This is a genomic window from Micromonospora sp. WMMD754, from assembly GCF_049315235.1.
Classification (GTDB): Bacteria; Actinomycetota; Actinomycetes; order Mycobacteriales; family Micromonosporaceae; genus Micromonospora; species Micromonospora sediminicola.
The window spans coordinates 974515-990031 of the sequence record NZ_CP186058.1 but is presented as its reverse complement, the minus strand read 5'-3'; the positions used below and the strand labels follow the sequence as shown (position 1 = coordinate 990031).

General features: G+C 74.8%; 18 protein-coding genes. 9 read left to right on the top strand and 9 right to left on the bottom strand.

Features of this window, described 5'->3' with window-relative positions:
• The first annotated feature begins 10 nt into the window (after positions 1-10).
• Positions 11-949: a ribose-phosphate diphosphokinase gene (locus ACN27B_RS04645; RefSeq protein ID WP_099163780.1), complete on the top strand. Its 939-nt coding sequence runs from the start codon at positions 11-13 to the stop codon at positions 947-949.
• 20 nt (positions 950-969) lie between these two features.
• Here the strand turns inward: ACN27B_RS04645 and ACN27B_RS04640 are convergent, their stop codons facing one another.
• Positions 970-1437 (bottom strand): ATP-binding protein, encoded by a 468-nt coding sequence (locus ACN27B_RS04640; RefSeq protein WP_099163781.1) that lies wholly within the window; start codon positions 1435-1437, stop codon positions 970-972.
• A 115-nt stretch (positions 1438-1552) separates the two neighbouring features.
• Here ACN27B_RS04640 and macS point away from each other — a divergent pair, with 115 nt between their 5' ends.
• Together macS and ACN27B_RS04630 are read left to right on the top strand one after the other, a co-directional pair.
• Complete coding sequence (macS, locus tag ACN27B_RS04635; RefSeq protein WP_099164914.1) at positions 1553-2674, top strand: MacS family sensor histidine kinase; 1122 nt, start codon at positions 1553-1555, stop codon at positions 2672-2674.
• Positions 2675-2685: 11 nt separating this feature from the next.
• On the top strand, positions 2686-3318 hold the full coding sequence (locus ACN27B_RS04630; RefSeq protein ID WP_172968067.1) for a response regulator: 633 nt from the start codon (positions 2686-2688) through the stop codon (positions 3316-3318).
• Between the two features lie 4 nt (positions 3319-3322).
• On the opposite strand, the gene ACN27B_RS04625 is transcribed toward ACN27B_RS04630, so the two are convergent.
• The 3 genes from ACN27B_RS04625 to ACN27B_RS04615 form a co-directional block, all read right to left on the bottom strand.
• On the bottom strand, positions 3323-3895 hold the full coding sequence (locus ACN27B_RS04625; RefSeq protein WP_422743641.1) for a DUF5709 domain-containing protein: 573 nt from the start codon (positions 3893-3895) through the stop codon (positions 3323-3325).
• Between the two features lie 80 nt (positions 3896-3975).
• A complete protein-coding gene (locus ACN27B_RS04620; protein ID WP_422743639.1) occupies positions 3976-4659 on the bottom strand; it encodes an ATP-binding protein in 684 nt (227 codons plus the stop codon).
• 56 nt (positions 4660-4715) lie between these two features.
• Positions 4716-5717 (bottom strand): SDR family oxidoreductase, encoded by a 1002-nt coding sequence (locus ACN27B_RS04615; RefSeq protein WP_422743637.1) that lies wholly within the window; start codon positions 5715-5717, stop codon positions 4716-4718.
• A gap of 192 nt (positions 5718-5909) precedes the next feature.
• On the opposite strand from ACN27B_RS04615, the gene ACN27B_RS04610 reads away from it, so the two are divergent.
• Positions 5910-7163, top strand: a complete 1254-nt coding sequence (locus ACN27B_RS04610; RefSeq protein ID WP_099163784.1) for a glycosyltransferase — start codon at positions 5910-5912, stop codon at positions 7161-7163.
• Here the strand turns inward: ACN27B_RS04610 and ACN27B_RS04605 are convergent.
• The 4 genes from ACN27B_RS04605 to aroA all read right to left on the bottom strand — a co-directional run bounded on the left by ACN27B_RS04605 (position 7061) and on the right by aroA (position 11356).
• Positions 7061-8017, bottom strand: a complete 957-nt coding sequence (locus ACN27B_RS04605) for a hypothetical protein (RefSeq protein ID WP_176558958.1) — start codon at positions 8015-8017, stop codon at positions 7061-7063. The genes ACN27B_RS04610 and ACN27B_RS04605 overlap by 103 nt on opposite strands.
• Before the next feature lie 59 nt (positions 8018-8076).
• On the bottom strand, positions 8077-8895 hold the full coding sequence (gene hisN, locus ACN27B_RS04600) for a histidinol-phosphatase (protein WP_422743635.1): 819 nt from the start codon (positions 8893-8895) through the stop codon (positions 8077-8079).
• Positions 8896-8956: 61 nt separating this feature from the next.
• A complete protein-coding gene (gene rsgA, locus ACN27B_RS04595; protein WP_099164915.1) occupies positions 8957-9892 on the bottom strand; it encodes a ribosome small subunit-dependent GTPase A in 936 nt (311 codons plus the stop codon).
• A 162-nt stretch (positions 9893-10054) separates the two neighbouring features.
• A complete protein-coding gene (gene aroA, locus ACN27B_RS04590) occupies positions 10055-11356 on the bottom strand; it encodes a 3-phosphoshikimate 1-carboxyvinyltransferase (protein WP_099163787.1) in 1302 nt (433 codons plus the stop codon).
• 102 nt (positions 11357-11458) lie between these two features.
• On the opposite strand from aroA, the gene ACN27B_RS04585 reads away from it, so the two are divergent.
• The 5 genes from ACN27B_RS04585 to rsrA all read left to right on the top strand — a co-directional run bounded on the left by ACN27B_RS04585 (position 11459) and on the right by rsrA (position 15256).
• A complete protein-coding gene (locus ACN27B_RS04585) occupies positions 11459-12166 on the top strand; it encodes an SOS response-associated peptidase (protein ID WP_422743633.1) in 708 nt (235 codons plus the stop codon).
• 212 nt (positions 12167-12378) lie between these two features.
• Complete coding sequence (locus ACN27B_RS04580) at positions 12379-12771, top strand: WhiB family transcriptional regulator (protein WP_091570883.1); 393 nt, start codon at positions 12379-12381, stop codon at positions 12769-12771.
• A 532-nt stretch (positions 12772-13303) separates the two neighbouring features.
• Positions 13304-13918, top strand: a complete 615-nt coding sequence (locus tag ACN27B_RS04575) for an alpha/beta family hydrolase (RefSeq protein WP_422743630.1) — start codon at positions 13304-13306, stop codon at positions 13916-13918.
• Between the two features lie 241 nt (positions 13919-14159).
• Entirely contained in the window at positions 14160-14966 is an 807-nt protein-coding gene (locus ACN27B_RS04570; RefSeq protein WP_422743628.1) for a sigma-70 family RNA polymerase sigma factor, read from the top strand.
• A gap of 2 nt (positions 14967-14968) precedes the next feature.
• Positions 14969-15256 (top strand): mycothiol system anti-sigma-R factor, encoded by a 288-nt coding sequence (gene rsrA, locus ACN27B_RS04565; RefSeq protein ID WP_091576980.1) that lies wholly within the window; start codon positions 14969-14971, stop codon positions 15254-15256.
• Between the two features lie 87 nt (positions 15257-15343).
• On the opposite strand, the gene ACN27B_RS04560 is transcribed toward rsrA, so the two are convergent.
• The gene (locus ACN27B_RS04560; RefSeq protein WP_369700219.1) at positions 15344-15418 is read right to left on the bottom strand and encodes a 50S ribosomal protein bL37; all 75 of its coding nucleotides are present in this window, start codon (positions 15416-15418) and stop codon (positions 15344-15346) included.
• Between the last annotated feature and the right edge of the window lie 99 nt (positions 15419-15517).

The window sequence follows — 15517 nt, the reverse complement described above, 5'->3', positions numbered from 1 at the left end:
ATCAGCAGACGTGCGTGACATTGCCGTGTTCAGCGGGACCGCCCACCCGGACCTCGCCGCCGAGATCTGTGCCCACCTCGACGTTCCGCTGCACCCGGTGCGGGTGTCCCGGTTCGCCAACGACTGCCTCGAGGTGCAGTTGCAGGCCAACTGCCGGGAGCGCGACGTCTTCCTCATCCAGCCGCTGGTGCCGCCGGTGCAGGAGCACCTGGTCGAGCTGCTGCTCATGATCGACGCCGCCCGGGGCGCGTCGGCCGGCCGGATCACCGTGGTGCTGCCGCACTACGCGTACGCCCGGTCGGACAAGAAGGACGCCCCGCGGATCTCCATCGGCGGGCGGCTCGTGGCCGACCTGCTCACCTCGGCCGGCGCGCACCGGGTGCTGGCCATGACGCTGCACTCGCCCCAGGTGCACGGTTTCTTCAGCGTCCCGGTGGACCACCTGCACGCGTTGCGCGAGCTGGCCGCCCACTTCAAGGGGTACGACCTCAGCAACGCGGTGGTCGTCTCGCCGGACCTCGGCAACGCCAAGGAGGCCGCCGCGTTCGCCCGGATGCTGGGCACCCCGGTCGCGGCCGGCGCCAAGCAACGCTTCAGCGACGACCGGGTGCAGATCAGCACGATCATCGGTGACGTGGCGGACCGGGACGTGATCGTGCTCGACGACGAGATCGCCAAGGGCAGCACGGTGATCGAGTTGATCTCGCACCTGCGCGAGCGGCAGGTCCGGTCGATCCGGCTGGCCTGCACGCACGGTCTGTTCTCCAGCGGGGCGCTGGAGCGGCTGAGCGCCCAGGACGGTGTGCTGGAGATCGTCTGCACCAACACGGTGCCGATCCCCGCGGAGAAGCGGGTGCCGAAGCTGGAGGTGCTCTCCGTGGCGCCGGCCCTGGCCGAGGCGATGCGTCGGATCCACAACGGCGAGTCGGTGAGCGCCCTCTTCGGCTGAGGGGACGGCCCGGTGGCCGGTCAGCCGTCCAGCGGACGGTCGGCGGGCTGCCGGGCGCCCAGAGCCGCGGTGATCCGGACGACGGTGCCGGCGTCGCCGGTCTCCACCTCCATCGAGTCACTCAGCTCCCGGGCCAGCCAGAGCCCCCAACCGCCGGCGGTGTCCGGCGCCGGCCGGTCGCGGTCGCGCAACCGTCGCTCGCTGATCCCGTGGCCGTGGTCGGCCACCTCGCAGACCAGGTCGCCGCCCCGGCGCCAGAGCCGCAGCCGGCCCTGCCCGCCGCCGTGCCGAACCGCGTTGGTGATCAGCTCGTTGACCGCCAGCACGAAGTCGTCGAGTCGCTGGCCGGCCAGCCCCGTCGCGTGCGCGCAGGAGGTGACCGAGTGCCGAAGCTCGGTCACCTGGGCCTGGTCGAAGGCCTCGGCGATGAGGAGGGAAGGTTCGATGGGCACAACCGTACGCTGTGCGGGGGATTCTCCGTCCGTCATGACCCCGTCCCAGCGCTGCTTCTCGACGACTTTCGCGGCATTTCCACCGTACGTCAGGGTTTATCGGCCCGCACCAGGCGGCCCGCCGGTGACGGGCTGTGGCATGGTGACGCCCATGCCGTCGTCCTCCGGCCTGGAAGGCCCGTTCTGGCGGTCCATCGCGGTGTTCCGCTTCGCCTCGCTGGCGTACGTCGGCCTGCTCGTGCTGCGCGACGCCACCCGGTACGCGCACCCGGTCGCCGCGGGCGCCGTCCTGCTGGCGATGCTGGCCTGGACCGGTGTCACGGCGGCCGGCTACGGACGCCCGGGCGGACGCCGCTGGCCGCTGCTCCTGGCCGACCTCGGCGTGGTGCTCGCGATCATCCTGGCCACGCCCTGGGTGGTGGGCCGCACGGCGCTCGCCGCCGGCGTGCCCACGCTGACCGTCGCCTGGCTGGCCGGGCCGGTGCTGGCCTGGGCGGTCTCCGGCGGCCGGCGGCGCGGCGCGGTGGCCGCGCTGGTGCTCGGCGGCGCCGACCTGGCCACCCGGGACCGGATCAGCCCGTCCGCGCTGACCGGCGCGATCCTGATGCTGTTGGCCGGCGTCGTGGTCGGGCACGTGGCCCGGCTGGCCGTCGAGGCGGAGGCCCGGTTGCAGCGGGCGGTGGAGCTGGAGGCGGCGACCCGCGAGCGGGAACGGCTGGCCCGGGACATCCACGACTCGGTGCTCCAGGTGCTCGCGCTGGTCCGGCGGCGCGGCGCGGACCTGGACGGCGAGGCGGCGGAGCTGGCCCGGCTGGCCGGTGAGCAGGAGGCCGCGTTGCGGGCGCTGATCGGCCGGGCGGGCGTCGCGCCGGACCGGGACACCGACGAGCGGGACCTGCGGGACCTGCTCGACCGGTACGCCTCGGCCACGGTCCAGGTGGCCGCCCCGGCGACCCCGGTGCCGCTGCCGGCGCGGACGGCCGGGGAGCTGGCCGCGGCGGTCGGCGCGGCGCTGGACAACGTGGCCCGGCACGCCGGCGGGCGGGCCTGGGTGCTGATCGAGGACGAGGAGGAGACGGTGACCGTCTCGGTACGCGACGAGGGGCCGGGTATCCCGGACGGGCGGCTGGCGGAAGCCGCCACCCAGGGGCGGCTCGGGGTGGCCCAGTCCATCCGGGGTCGGGTGGTCGATCTGGGCGGTGAGGTGCGGATCGTCTCCACGCCGGGCGCCGGGACCGAGTTCGAGCTGATCGTGCCGAGGAGCCGGCGGTGAGCATCCGGGTGATGGTGGTCGACGACCACCCGATGTGGCGGGAAGGGGTGGCCCGCGACCTCACCGAGGCCGGCCACCAGGTGGTGGCGACCAGCGGTGAGGGACGGCAGGCGGTCCGGGTGGCCGCGGCGGCCCGACCCGACCTGGTCGTGCTCGACCTGCAACTGCCGGACGTCTCCGGCGTGGAGGTGATCCACGGGCTGCGCGCCGCCCTGCCCGACGTGCGGGTGCTCATGCTGTCGGCCAGCGGCGAGCCGCAGAGCGTGCTGGATGCGGTCAAGGCCGGGGCCACCGGCTACCTGGTGAAGTCGGCCGCCCCGGCCGAGTTCCTCGACGCGGTGCGCCGCACCGCGGCCGGAGAGCCGGTGTTCACGCCGGGCCTGGCCGGGCTGGTGCTGGGGGAGTACCGGCGGCTCGCGGCCGCGCCGCCGACCCCGCACGACGACGCACCCCGGCTCACCGAACGGGAGACCGAGGTGCTGCGTCTGGTCGCCAAGGGGCTGTCCTACAAGCAGATCGCCGAGCGGCTCGGGGTGTCCCACCGGACGGTGCAGAACCATGTGCAGAACACCCTGGGCAAGCTCCAGCTGCACAACCGGGTCGAGCTGACCCGGTACGCCATCGAGCGGGGCCTGGACGGCTGAGAGCTCAGCGCGCCTCGGGCGGCCGGGTCTCGTGGATCGCCAGCTCCTCCGCGGTGGCGCCGCCGCCGGCCGCGCCGGCGTCGTAGGCGACGTTGTCGGTCTCCTGGTCGGTGCGCGCGCCCTCGTCCGGCTCGACCAGCCGGCCCACCTGGTGGTCGGCGACGGCGCCGAGCTGGCCGTGGTCGTAGATCGAGACCGGGGAGTTCGGGTCGGAGACCGGCCCCGGGTCGATCACGTCCGCGTCGAGCTGGGCCTGCGCCGCGGCCTCCTCGCTGTCCGCCTCGGCGGCGATGTCCGGGTCGACCGGGCCGGCGAGCGGGTCGTCGGCGGGCCGCTCGTACTGCTCGCGGTCGAGCTTGTAGTCCAGCGACTCGCCGTCGAGCTGCTCCTCCGCCGTGGTGCCGAACCGGTCCACCGCGACCGGCGTGCGGTCACCCGGGATCTGGGCCGGCTCGGGACCGTCCGCCTCGCGCCCGGTCAGGACGTCGTCGTTGGCGGTCGAGTCGTCGTCGGCGGTGTCGGGCAGGCCCTCCGCCTCGGGGTCGGACACGGGGGTGGGGTACTCGTCGTCGCGCATGGGGGTGAACTACCCACTGCGTTGACCGCATTAACCGCGACCGAGCGGGTGGATCGGGAGCAAGAGGGCGAAATCCCGCCTCAGTTGCGGAAGGCCGCCTCGTCCTCGGCGTGCAGCACGCACCACACCACCTTGCCGTCGGGCAGCGCGGTGCTGCCCCAGCGCCGGGCCACCACGTCGATGAGCAGCAGTCCCCGGCCGCCCACCGAGTCGACCGGCGCCGGCCCCGCGTACGTCGGACGCCCGGCGGCGTGGTCCCGTACCGCCACGTGCAGGGCGCCGCCCCGGGGCGCCAGCCGGAGCGTCATCGGCGTCGCCGCGTGCGCCACCACGTTGTTGACCATCTCGGTGACCGCGATGCAGGCCGGCTCGGCCAGCTCCGGCAGTCCCCAGCGGGCACAGCCGTCGGTGACCTGCGCGCGGGCCTCGCGCGCGGCCTCCACCACCGGGAGCAGCTCGACGTCGAGCAGCTCGGGCGGCGCGTCCGCCGGTCGGGGGACCGGCCGGCCACCGGAAACGAACAGCAGGTCGGTGGCGGGCCAGTCGGCGACCGCGCGGCCGACCTCGTCGAGCGCCTCGCGCGCCTGCGGGTCGGGGATCCGGACCCCGGACAGGTCGACCACCATCGGCCCCGGCCGGGCCCAGAGTCGGCCGAGCAGCGCGCCCCGCACGGCGTCCACCCCGGCCCGGTCGAGCACACCGGTCAGCCGGACCGTCGCGGAGGATTCGGCGGTCTCGACCAGGCAACGTGCGTCCGTCGGCATGATCGTCCCATTGTGCACGTCGGCCTCCCCCCGCGCATCGGTCCGGTCGACGGGACTCATGAGCGACCGGCCCGGGACCGTCGGCCGATCGCCGCGACGGTGCCGACCGCCGTGCCGGCCGCCGCCAGCCCGAACGCCGCGGTCAGCCGCAGGAGTTGGCCGCGCCGACCCGACCAGCCGTCGGTCCGCTCGGCCGCCGCGTCGGGGGTGAACACGTTGCCGGTGGCGTCCAGGCGTACGCCGGGACCGAACTGGGTGCGCGCGGTGTACCAGCCGAGCACCCGCTCGGCCACCGCCGGGGCGAGCCGCCACTGGAGCCCGATCAGCCGGGCCGCGCCCCCCGCGTACGCCTCCCGGCGGGGACGGCGCAGCAGCCGGACGATCGTCTCCGCCACCATCTCCGGCGGGTAGACCGGCGGCGGCGGGGTCAGCTCCCGGCCGGTGTGGTTCGCCGCGTGCCGGAAGAACGGCGTGTCGATGGTGGCCGGCAGCACGGTGCAGATCGAGATGGCGCCCCGGCCGGTCACCCGCAGCTCCTGCCGGACCGTGTCGGCCAGTCCCCGGATGGCGTGCTTGGTGGCGTTGTACACCGACTGGTACGGCATGGCCACCTCGGCCAGCACGGAGGCGTTGTTGACCAGCACGCCGCCGCCGGCCGCCCCGAGCCAGGGCAGCGCGGCCCGCATTCCGTGCACGGTGCCGAGCAGGTTCACCTCGACCACCCGGCGGAACTCGGCCACCGGAATCTCGTCGAACAGCCCCACCGTGCCGACGGCCGCGTTGTTGACCCAGGCGTCGATCCGGCCGAACTCGGCCGCCGCGCGCGCCGCCAGCCGCTCCACCGCATCCGGATCGGTCACGTCGGTGGGCACCACCAGCGCGCGCCCGCCCAACTCCCGGCAGTGCGCGGCGACCCGCTCCAACGCCGCCTCGGTCCGGGCGGCCAGCACCACGGCGGCGCCCCGACGGGCCAGCGCGTAGGCGGTGGCCGCGCCTATCCCGCTGGAGGCGCCGGTGATGACGACGGTGGCGTCGGCGAGGGTGCGGGTGAGCGGCATCCTTCGCCGGTACCCCCGCGCCGGCCGGTCATGCCGCCCGAGTCGGCCTGATCGGGACCGGTCGGCGCGGTGTCCCGCCCGCGCGACGCTCCGTCGCCACCGGCGATCTGCCAGGTTTGGGCGCACCGGACCCGGGTTAATGGGACGCTCTGACCGGGAGACCCCGCTCGCGAGAACGCATGGAGGTGCACCATGCGCGTCGGCCTTGTATGCGCGCACGCCGGCTCGTCCACCGACGGTCCCACCGTCGGGACCCAGGAGCACATTGCGCGTGTGGCGGCGGAACTCGCCGCCCGGGGCCACGAGGTCCGGGTGTACGAACGCCGCGACGCGGCGGCCCAGCCCGCCCTCACCGAGCTGGACGGCTACCGCCTGGAACGGGTGCCGGTCGGCCCGGCCGACCCGCTGCCCACCGCCGAACTGGTGCCGTACGTGTCCGAGTTCGGCCGCTGGCTGGCGCAGGAGTGGACCGGTGAGTGGGCCCCCGAGGTCGTGCACGGTCACTACTGGGTGGGCGGTCTCGCCGCCGCCCACGCGGTCCGGGCCACCGACATCCCGGTGGTGCAGACCTTCCACTCGCTCGGCGTCGAGCAGCTGCGTCACCTCGGCCGGAGCTACGGCGGGCCGGGCGAGCGCATCCCGCTGGAGCGGGCGCTGACCCGGGCCGTGGACGTGGCGGTCGCCCAGTGCAACGACGAGGTCGACGAGCTGACCCGGATGGGCCTCCAGCGCACCTCGGTGGCGATGGTGCCGACCGGCGTGGACCTCGGCCAGTTCCACCCGGACGGCGAGGCCGCCCCCCGGGACCAGCGCGCCCGGATCCTCTCCGTGGGCGGGCTCTCCGCCGGCCACGGCCAGGACGACCTGATCCGGGCGATGCGGCTGGTCGGCGACGCCGAGCTGGTGATCGCCGGCGGACCGCCGGCCGAACGGCTGGCCGGCCACGCCGAGGCGCGCCGGCTGCGCGAGCTGGCCGAGCGGGCCGGGGTGGCCGAGCAGGTGAAGCTGGTCGGCGCGGTCCCGCACGACCAGATGGCCACCTGGTACCGCTCCGCCGACGTGGTGGCCTGCACGCCGCACTACTCGTCCGCCGGCCGCGTCTCGCTGGAGGCGATGGCCTGCGGGGTGCCGGTGGTCGGCTACGCCATGGGCGGCATCGCCGACGCCGTGGTGGACGAGGTGACCGGCAAGCTGGTGCCCCCGGGCGACGTCCGCACCCTCGGGGTGACGCTGCGCCGGATGCTCACCGACAACGCCGGGCGGTTCGCGTACGGCCACGCCGCGGTGGACCGGGTGCGGTGCAGCTACACCTGGGAACGGACGGCGGCGGCGCTGGAGCGTCTCTACGAGCGGGTGATCGGGCGCCGTCGGCCGGCCACCCCGGTGGAGCCGACCCCGCCGGTCGAGGTGGTCGTCGAGGCCCGGGGACCGGTCGAGGCGGCCTGAGCGGGCACCACCCCGGCGCCGATCATCGCCGGCCCCCGGTCACGGGCGGTCGCGTGGTGGTGCTGCGGCTCGGCATACCGGGTCAGGCCCACCACGGCCGCCAGCGTGACCAGGAAGCCGAGCCCGGCCAGCCACTCCCGCCCGGGCCAGATCTTGTCGTTGAGCAGCAGCAGGCCGACGATCGCCGCGGGCACCGCGCCGGCGGCGTCCATCGCGGCCACCGCGGCCGTGGTCGAGCCGCGCTGCATCGCCAGGCCGAGCAGCAGCTGGCCGACCACCGAGTGGGCGATGAGCAGGTAGAGCAGCGGGTCGCGGACGAACGCCTCCGCCGAGTCGGCCGAGGCGAGCGGCCGGGCCGCCACCGCGGCGGCGGAGAACGCCATCCCGGCCAGCGAGCCGAGCACCACCGACCCGGGCGCGCCGTGCAGCCGGGCGGCGAAGAAGCCCGACACGGCGATCGCGCCGAGCGCCACCACCAGACTGATCAACCCGGCGGTGCCCAGCTGCCGCGACGGCGCCGGCTCGGCGGAGAGCACCAGCGCGGTGATCCCACCGAAGAGCAGCACCAGCAGGGCCACCTCGGCGGCCGGCAGACGCCACTTCAGCACCAGCACGCCGAGCACGGCGGTCACCCCGAGCCCGGCCGCCACACTGGCCTGGACCAGGAACAGCGGGAGGTCGCGGCGGGCCAGGAAGGCCAGCACGAAGCCGACGACCTGGCAGGTCAGCCCGATCAGGTACGTCCGGTGACCGGCCAGCCGCAGCAGCAGCCCCGGGTCGAACGTGTGGTGCACGGTGGTCCGCGCGGCGGCGACCGACTGGAGGAGGTTGGCGAAGCCGTACGCGACGATCATCGCCGCGAGGAAGCACCAGCCGGAGGAGACCACCTGGCGAGGATAGAGCTCCCGCCGGGTCAGCGCTCGGCCGGCCGGCCGAGGCGGTGCAGGATGTCGTCGTGCAGCGCGCCGTTGCTGGCGATCGCGCTGATGTCGCCGGAGTCCGCGCCGGCCGGCGCGGGTCGCCCGGCCAGGTCGGTGAACGTGCCGCCGGCCTCGGTGACGATCGGCACCAGCGCGGCGATGTCCCACAGCGACAGCTCCGGCTCCACCATCACCTCCAGCGCGCCCTCGGCCAGCAGCATGTAGCCGTAGAAGTCGCCGTACGCCCGGCTGCGCCAGGTGTCCCGCATGAGCTGGAGCATCGCGTCCAGCCGACCGGCCTGCTCCCATCCGGTGAGCGAGGAGTAGCAGACGCTGGCGTCGGCCAGCGCCGTGACGCCGGAGACCCGGATCGGCGTCGCCTCGGCCGGGCCGGCGCCGGCGAACGCGCCCACGCCCACCGCGCCCCACCAGCGCCGCCCGAGCGCCGGCGCGGAGACCAGGCCGAGCACCGGCCGGTCGTGCTCCAGCAACGCGATCAGGGTGGCCCAGACGGGTACGCCCCGGACGAAGTTCTTCGTCCCGTCGATCGGGTCGACCACCCAGCGCCGCCCGTCCGGGCCGGCGGCGGGCTGCTCTCCGTACTCCTCACCGAGCAGGCCGTCGTCCGGTCGGTGCGTGGCCAGCAGGGCCCGGATCTCCCGTTCCACGGCGGTGTCCGCGTCGGAGACCGGGGTCAGGTCCGGCTTCGACTCGACCCGCAGGTCGAGGGCGCGGAACCGGGCCGTGGAGACGGCGTCGGCGGCGTCGGCGAGCAGGTGGGCGAGGGCGAGGTCGTCGGCGTACCCGGTCATGGTCGACACGCTAGCGCCGGCCGCGCCGGCGGCACCGGCGGGTGGGGCGTCCGTCCGCCGGTCAGGACCCGGCGAGCGGATCGCCCGGGTTGCGCTCGGGCTCGCGCGGGTCACCCTCGCCGCTGCGCGAGGCCAGCAACCGCCGGTACGAGGCCAGCCGGCGCGGGTCCGCCTTGCCGGCGGCCACCCAGGCGTCCAGCGCGCAGTCCGCCTCGTCGGCGGTGTGCGGGCAGTTGGCCGGGCAGTCGACGGTCGCCTCGACCAGGTCGGGGAAGCCGTGCAGCAGGCTCTCCGCCGAGACGTGCGCCAGCCCGAAGCTGCGGACGCCGGGCGTGTCGACGATCCACCCCGGGTCGCCGACCGGGTCGGGCGGCGGCGGCAGGCGCAACGCCACCGCGCTGGTCGAGGTGTGCCGGCCGCGGCCGATCGCGCTGACCGTGCCGACCGCCCGCTCCGCGTCCGGGCACAGGCGGTTGACCAGCGTCGACTTGCCCACCCCGGAGTGGCCCACCAGCACCGAGATCCGGCCGGCGAGCAGCGCCCGCAGCTCGGCGAGGTCGGACTCCGGGCGGATCAGCACGTACGGCAGCTCCAGCTCGGTGTAGTAGCCGAGCACCGCCTCCGGCCCGGCCAGGTCGGCCTTGGTGAGGCAGAGCAGCGGCTCGATGTCGGCGTCGTACGCGGCCACCAGGCAGCGGTCGATGAACCCGGTGCGCGGCGGCGGGTCGGCCAGCGCGCTGACGATCACCAACTGGTCGGCGTTCGCCACCACCACCCGCTCCAGCCGGCCCTCGGCGGTGGTCTCGTCGTCGTCGGCCGTGCGCCGCAGCACGGAGCGGCGCTCGGCGATGCGGACGATGCGGGCCAGCGCGCCGGACGCGCCGGAGGTGTCGCCGACCAGCCCCACCCGGTCGCCCACCACCACCGACTTGCGTCCCAGCTCGCGGGCGCGCATGGCGGTGACGACCGGGGTTTCGGGACCGGCGTCGGGCAGCACGCAGGTGTAGCGCCCCCGGTCCACGGCGATCACGAACCCGTCGACGGCGTCGGCGTGCCGGGGCCGGGTGCGCGTACGGGGCCGCGACGACCGGCCGGGACGTACCCGGACGTCGTCCTCGTCGTACTCCCGCCGCTTGGTCGCCAGGACGTCCCCCCGCTGTCAGTTCTTGCCGGTCACCATCCCCGACCATAGTGCCGGGAACTCCGGCATGGTCTTCGAGGTGCACGTCACGTCGTCGACCTCGATGCCGGGGACGGCCAGGCCGGCCACGGCCGCGGCGTGCGCCATCCGGTGGTCGGCGTACGTCCGGAACGTGCCGCCGCGCAGCGGCCGGGGCCGGATCTCCAGGCCGTCGTGGGTCTCGGTGACGTCCGCGCCCAGCCCGGCGAACTCCTTGGCCAGCGCGGTGACCCGGTCGCTCTCGTGGCCCCGGATGTGACCGATCCCGGTCAGCCGGGACGGGCCGTCGGCCAGCAGGGTGAGCGCGGTCAGCACGGGGGTCAGCTCACCCACGTCGGAGAGGTCGGCGTCCAGCCCGCGGACCGTGCCGGTGCCCCGCACGGTCAGCCCGTCGGTGCCGAGCGTGACCTCGCCGCCCATCCGGTGCAGCAGCTCGCGCAGCTGCTCGACCGGCTGGAGGCTGCTGCGCGGCCAGCCCTGGAGGGTGACCTCACCGCCGGTGACCAGCGCGGCGGCGAAGAACGGCGCGGCGCCGGAGAGGTCGGGCTCGATCTCCCAGCCGCGCCCGGTGAGCGGGCCGGGCTCGACCACCCAGACGTCGGGCGTGGTGTCGTCCACCGCCGCCCCGGCGGCCCGCAGCATCTGCACGGTCATCCGCAGGTGCGGCGCGGACGGCACCGGCGGGCCCTGGTGCCGGACCACCACGCCCCGGTCGAAGCGGGGGGCGGCCAGCAGCAGCCCGGAGACCAGCTGGCTGGACGCGGAGGCGTCGATGACGACCTCGCCGCCGGTCACCCGGCCGGCGCCGAGGACCACCAGGGGCAGGCTGCCGGTCGGTGGGGTGTCGATGCGGACGCCGAGCGTGCGCAGCGCGTCGATCAGCGGGCCGAGCGGACGGGTGCGCGCGTGCGGGTCGCCGTCGAACGTGACCCGCCCGGCGGCCAGGCCGGCCACCGGCGGCAGGAAGCGCATCACGGTGCCGGCCAGCCCGACGTCGACGTGCGCCGGGCCGACCAGCGCGTGCGGGCGGACCAGCCAGCGGTCGTCGTCGGAGGCCGACATGTGGGCCCCCAGCTCGCGCAGGCCGCCGGCCATCAGCTCGGTGTCGCGGGCGCGCAGCGGCCGGGCGAGCGTCGACGGCCCGCTGGCCAGCGCGCCGAGCACCAGGGCCCGGGCGGTCATGGACTTGGAGCCGGGCAGGCGCAGCGTCGCGGCGACCGGGTCGCTCGCGGTCGGCGCGGTCCACGGCTGCGGCGGACGCGTCGCGGTCAGATTCCCCACGCCTCCATTCTGCCAACCCGACGGCCCGGTGGAACCGTCCCCGCGCCCTGCTCCCGGTGAGCGGGACAGCCGAAACGCCCGGGTGGGGCTAGCGTGGGCGCCATGTGCGGGAGGTATGCGACGACCCGGAGCGCGGGGGACCTGAGCGCGCTGTTCGAGTCGGTCGACTCCACCGGCGGCGTCGGGCCCGACTTCAACGTCGCCCCGACCGATCCGGTGCCGCTGGTCCGGCTCGCGCCCGAGGGGCACCGGCTGCTCTCCCTCGGGCGTTGGGGCCTGCTCCCGCCCTGGTCCCGCAGTGCCGCCGGCGCCGCCCGCATGATCAACGCGCGGGCCGAGACGGTCGCCACCAGCCGCGCGTACGCCCCGTCCTTCGCCCGCCGGCGCTGCCTGGTCCCGGCCGACGGGTGGTACGAGTGGGTCCGTCGCCCCGACGGCGGTCGGCAGCCCTACTTCATGACCCCACGGGACGGCTCGGTGCTGGCGTTCGCGGGCATCTGGTCGCTCTGGGAGTCGGCCGGCCAGGCCCGGCTGACGTTCAGCGTGCTGACCACCGCGGCGCTCGGCGAGCTGGCCGAGGTGCACGACCGGATGCCGCTGCTGCTGTCCCCGGACCGCTGGGCGGCGTGGCTCGGCCCGACCGACGAGCCCGCCGCGTTGCTCGTCCCGCCCGACGACGCGCAGCTCGCCGGGTTGGAGATCCGGCCGGTCTCACCGGCCGTCGGCGACGTCCGCAACGACGGGCCGGAGCTGGTCCGACGGGTCGGCCCGGCGGGGGCGGAGGCGGATTCCACACTGACGCTGTTCTGATCACGCTCGGCACATTGTCGTGTGCTGATTTGCCGGGGTTGCGCCTGAAACGTCGCCCGGACGTTCAGCCATGTTTACCGGAGACCCTTGTCCCCGCGTGCGCGAGTGCGATAGAACACAGCGCCGGTGGTGGGTGTCCGTTCGCACGGGGCGGATGACACCCATCGATCTCTTCGAAGATCCTCGCCGGTCCCACGGGGGAGGTGGGTGTATTGACACGGGCACGCATGCCCCGCCCGCACGAGGTGGCCGCCGCACGGCGCGATCCACGACTGCTACGGGCTCTGCGCGAACGGCGACAGGATGATGCCTGGCGCACCAGAGGCACCTGCCAGAGCGTCGATCCGGAGACGTTCTTCCCGGCGCCCAACGAGCCGGCCGACGCGGCGGTGGCGCTCTGCCGCACCTGCGACGTCCAGGGCTCCTGCCTGGCCTGGGCGCTGGAGGTCGGCGACTGTCACGGCGTCTGGGGCGGCACCACGCCGCGTGAGCGGCGGGCCATGCTCGTCGCCTGGCGCAGCGAGGTGCAGCCGGATCCGGACGCGATCGACGAGGCCGGCCCGCCGGTCCGGGACCGTCTGCTCACGCTGGTGCCGTTGAGCTGATCACGCCCGTCGCCCGCGGTCCGGTCCGCCGGCCCGCGGGCGCCGGGCATCGCCGATCTCGCGCCGAGCGGTGTCGCCGGCCCGCCGGCAGTGCCGATCTCACGTTGGTCGGTGCGGACGGGTCGTCCTGCCGCGCTGATTCGGCGTCGGCGGCGGTGCGGAGCTGGGGCGTTGCCGACGGGCGTTGTCGTGCGCGGCCGGTTCGAGGTGTCGGTTCCCGTCGGTCCGGCCCCGATGGCGTTCACCGTGCGCGGCTCATCCGTCGCGGTTACCGCTTCGGTTGGCAGTTCGCCACTCGGTGGGATTCCGCTTCCACGGCATGAGACAGCTAGAGATCTTGGTAGAAGAAGGCCCCTACAGGGGCCATTCCGTACCAAGATCTCTAGGGTTCCGAGCCGAATGCGCAGGATCGTGAGCGGTGAGTCGTGGGCCGTGAGTCGTGGGCCGTGGGCTGTGGGCGGCTGAGGCCGTGGTCGGGCGGGATGTCTGCTCCCGTCCGCGTCGCGCGGGGCGTCGCGCGCAGAATGAGGCGGTGCGGCACGACGACGAGATCGACACTGCGCGGGGGCCGGCCCGGATCCGGCTCGACCGGCCGGCGGCGGCCAACTCCACGGTCCTGGTGCTGGGCCACGGGGCGGGCGGCAGCGTGGACGCGCCGGACCTGGTCGCGGTCCGCGACGCGGTGTGCGACGCCGGGGCGGGAGTGGTGCTGGTGACCCAGCCCTACCGGGTCGCCGGCCGGCGCGCGCCGGCACCGGCCGGGCACCTCGACGAGGCCTGGACGGCGGTGCTGGCCGAGCTGCGCCGACGCCTGCCCGACGCCGGCCGCTGGGTGGTGGGCGGCCGGTCCAGCGGCGCCCGGGTGGCCTGCCGGACCGCCGGGACGGTCGGGGCGTCGGGTGTGGTGGCGCTGGCGTTCCCGCTGCACCCGCCGGGGCGGCCGGAACGCTCGCGGGCGGCGGAACTGGACACCGGCCTGCCGACGCTGGTGGTCAACGGCGACCGGGACCCGTTCGGCGTACCCGCTGCGGGGCCGGGGGTCGAGGTGGTGGTCCGGCCGGGGGAGCGCCACGACCTGCGGGTCGATCCGACGGGTACGGCGGCGGCGGTCCGCGACTGGCTCGCCGCTCGCGGTTGGTTGACCTGAACCACGGCCCGGGACGCGTGACCCTCCCCGGCGGTGGTCGTTGCACCGGGTGGCGCCGGCCGCCCGGTTCGGGCGCGCCGGGGTCACCTCCCAGGCCCTTCCTGGTCCCAGCGTCGGTCGCGGCCGAGGCTGGGGCCGGGAACGGGTGGACGGGTGGTCGAGCCGGTGCGATGGAATGCGACGGCCCGCGCTTCGCGTTGAAGCCCCTTGGATGACATTGTCAGCGCGAGGGGGGTGACCGGTGCCGATCGAGACACGGAACCGGGAGCGGGACGAACGGGACGAACGGCGGCTCCGGCGGCTGCTCGACGCGCCGGAGTGGCCCGCGTCGGGGTCGGCCGTGAGCACCGGCACACACTCGGGAAGTGAATCTGCTGGCTCCCGGGTACGCGTATCCTCGGCGGGAAAGCATCCGACGCGAGGGGATGTGCGGTTGACCACCGAGAAGACGGACGAGCGCAGGGCCCGCTTCGAGCGGGACGCGATGCCCTTCGTCGATCAGCTCTACGCTGCCGGGCTGCGGATGACCCGCAACCCGGCGGATGCCGAGGACCTGGTCCAGGAGACCTACCTGAAGGCGTACGCCGCCTTCCACCAGTTCGAGCAGGGCACCAACCTGAAGGCCTGGCTCTACCGGATCCTGACCAACACCTACATCAACTCCTACCGGAAGCGGCAGCGCCAGCCGGTCCAGGCGCCGACCGACGAGATCACCGACTGGCAGCTCGCCGAGGCGGAGTCGCACACGTCCAGCGGTCTGCGCTCGGCCGAGACCGAGGCGCTCGACCGGCTGCCGGACAGCGACGTCAAGGAGGCCCTCCAGCAGTTGCCGGAGGAGTTCCGCCTGGCCGTCTACCTGACCGACGTCGAGGGCTTCTCCTACAAGGAGGTCGCCGACATCATGGGCACGCCGATCGGCACCGTGATGTCCCGCCTGCACCGAGGCCGACGTAATCTGCGCAAGCTGCTCGAGGGGTACGCGGCGGAGCGAGGTTTCAGCGCCGCGTCGTCGAAGGGCTCGACCGCCACCGCCGGCCGGGAGGTGTGACCGTGAGCTGTGGAGAACCGCACGAGACGGACTGCCGCGAGGTGCTCGCCGAGGTCTACCTCTACCTCGACCTGGAGTGTGCCGAGGAGCGCCGGGTCCTGATCCGGCACCACCTCGACGAGTGCGGCCCCTGCCTGCGCGAGTACGGCATCGAGCAGGAGGTCAAGGCGCTGGTCGCCCGGTGCTGCGGCAACGAGGCCGCGCCGGAGAAGCTGCGCGAGCGGCTGCGGCTGCGGCTGACCGAGCTGGTGGTCTTCGAGACGACCGAGTCGCGCGAGCTGGCTGACTGACTGGGCACGTACACCGGTGGCCCGGGTCCGCACGGACCCGGGCCACCGGTCTGTCCGGCCTCGGGCCGGCGCGCTGATCGCGGACGATCAGGAGTTGGGGCGCTTGCCGTGGTTCGCGCCGCTCTTCTTCCGGGCCTTCTTCTTCCGGGCCTTCTTCGCCATGCTCTGCCTCCTTGTGCTGGTCACGGTCCGTCCGCGGCGGAGCGCGGCGGAGGTCGCGTGTGGTCCCCGGCGCGCCGGGAGCCGACCCGCACGATGCTA

What these genes read in the sequence shown, in the direction of transcription:
- ACN27B_RS04640 (WP_099163781.1), bottom strand. Translation starts at nt 1,437, where the DNA reads ATGACGGACGGAGAATCCCCCGCACAGCGTACGGTTGTGCCCATCGAA.
- macS (WP_099164914.1), top strand. Translation starts at nt 1,553, where the DNA reads ATGCCGTCGTCCTCCGGCCTGGAAGGCCCGTTCTGGCGGTCCATCGCG.
- ACN27B_RS04630 (WP_172968067.1), top strand. Translation starts at nt 2,686, where the DNA reads ATGGTGGTCGACGACCACCCGATGTGGCGGGAAGGGGTGGCCCGCGAC.
- ACN27B_RS04625 (WP_422743641.1), bottom strand. Translation starts at nt 3,895, where the DNA reads ATGCGCGACGACGAGTACCCCACCCCCGTGTCCGACCCCGAGGCGGAG.
- ACN27B_RS04620 (WP_422743639.1), bottom strand. Translation starts at nt 4,659, where the DNA reads ATGCCGACGGACGCACGTTGCCTGGTCGAGACCGCCGAATCCTCCGCG.
- ACN27B_RS04615 (WP_422743637.1), bottom strand. Translation starts at nt 5,717, where the DNA reads ATGCCGCTCACCCGCACCCTCGCCGACGCCACCGTCGTCATCACCGGC.
- ACN27B_RS04610 (WP_099163784.1), top strand. Translation starts at nt 5,910, where the DNA reads ATGCGCGTCGGCCTTGTATGCGCGCACGCCGGCTCGTCCACCGACGGT.
- ACN27B_RS04605 (WP_176558958.1), bottom strand. Translation starts at nt 8,017, where the DNA reads ATGATCGTCGCGTACGGCTTCGCCAACCTCCTCCAGTCGGTCGCCGCC.
- hisN (WP_422743635.1), bottom strand. Translation starts at nt 8,895, where the DNA reads ATGACCGGGTACGCCGACGACCTCGCCCTCGCCCACCTGCTCGCCGAC.
- ACN27B_RS04585 (WP_422743633.1), top strand. Translation starts at nt 11,459, where the DNA reads ATGTGCGGGAGGTATGCGACGACCCGGAGCGCGGGGGACCTGAGCGCG.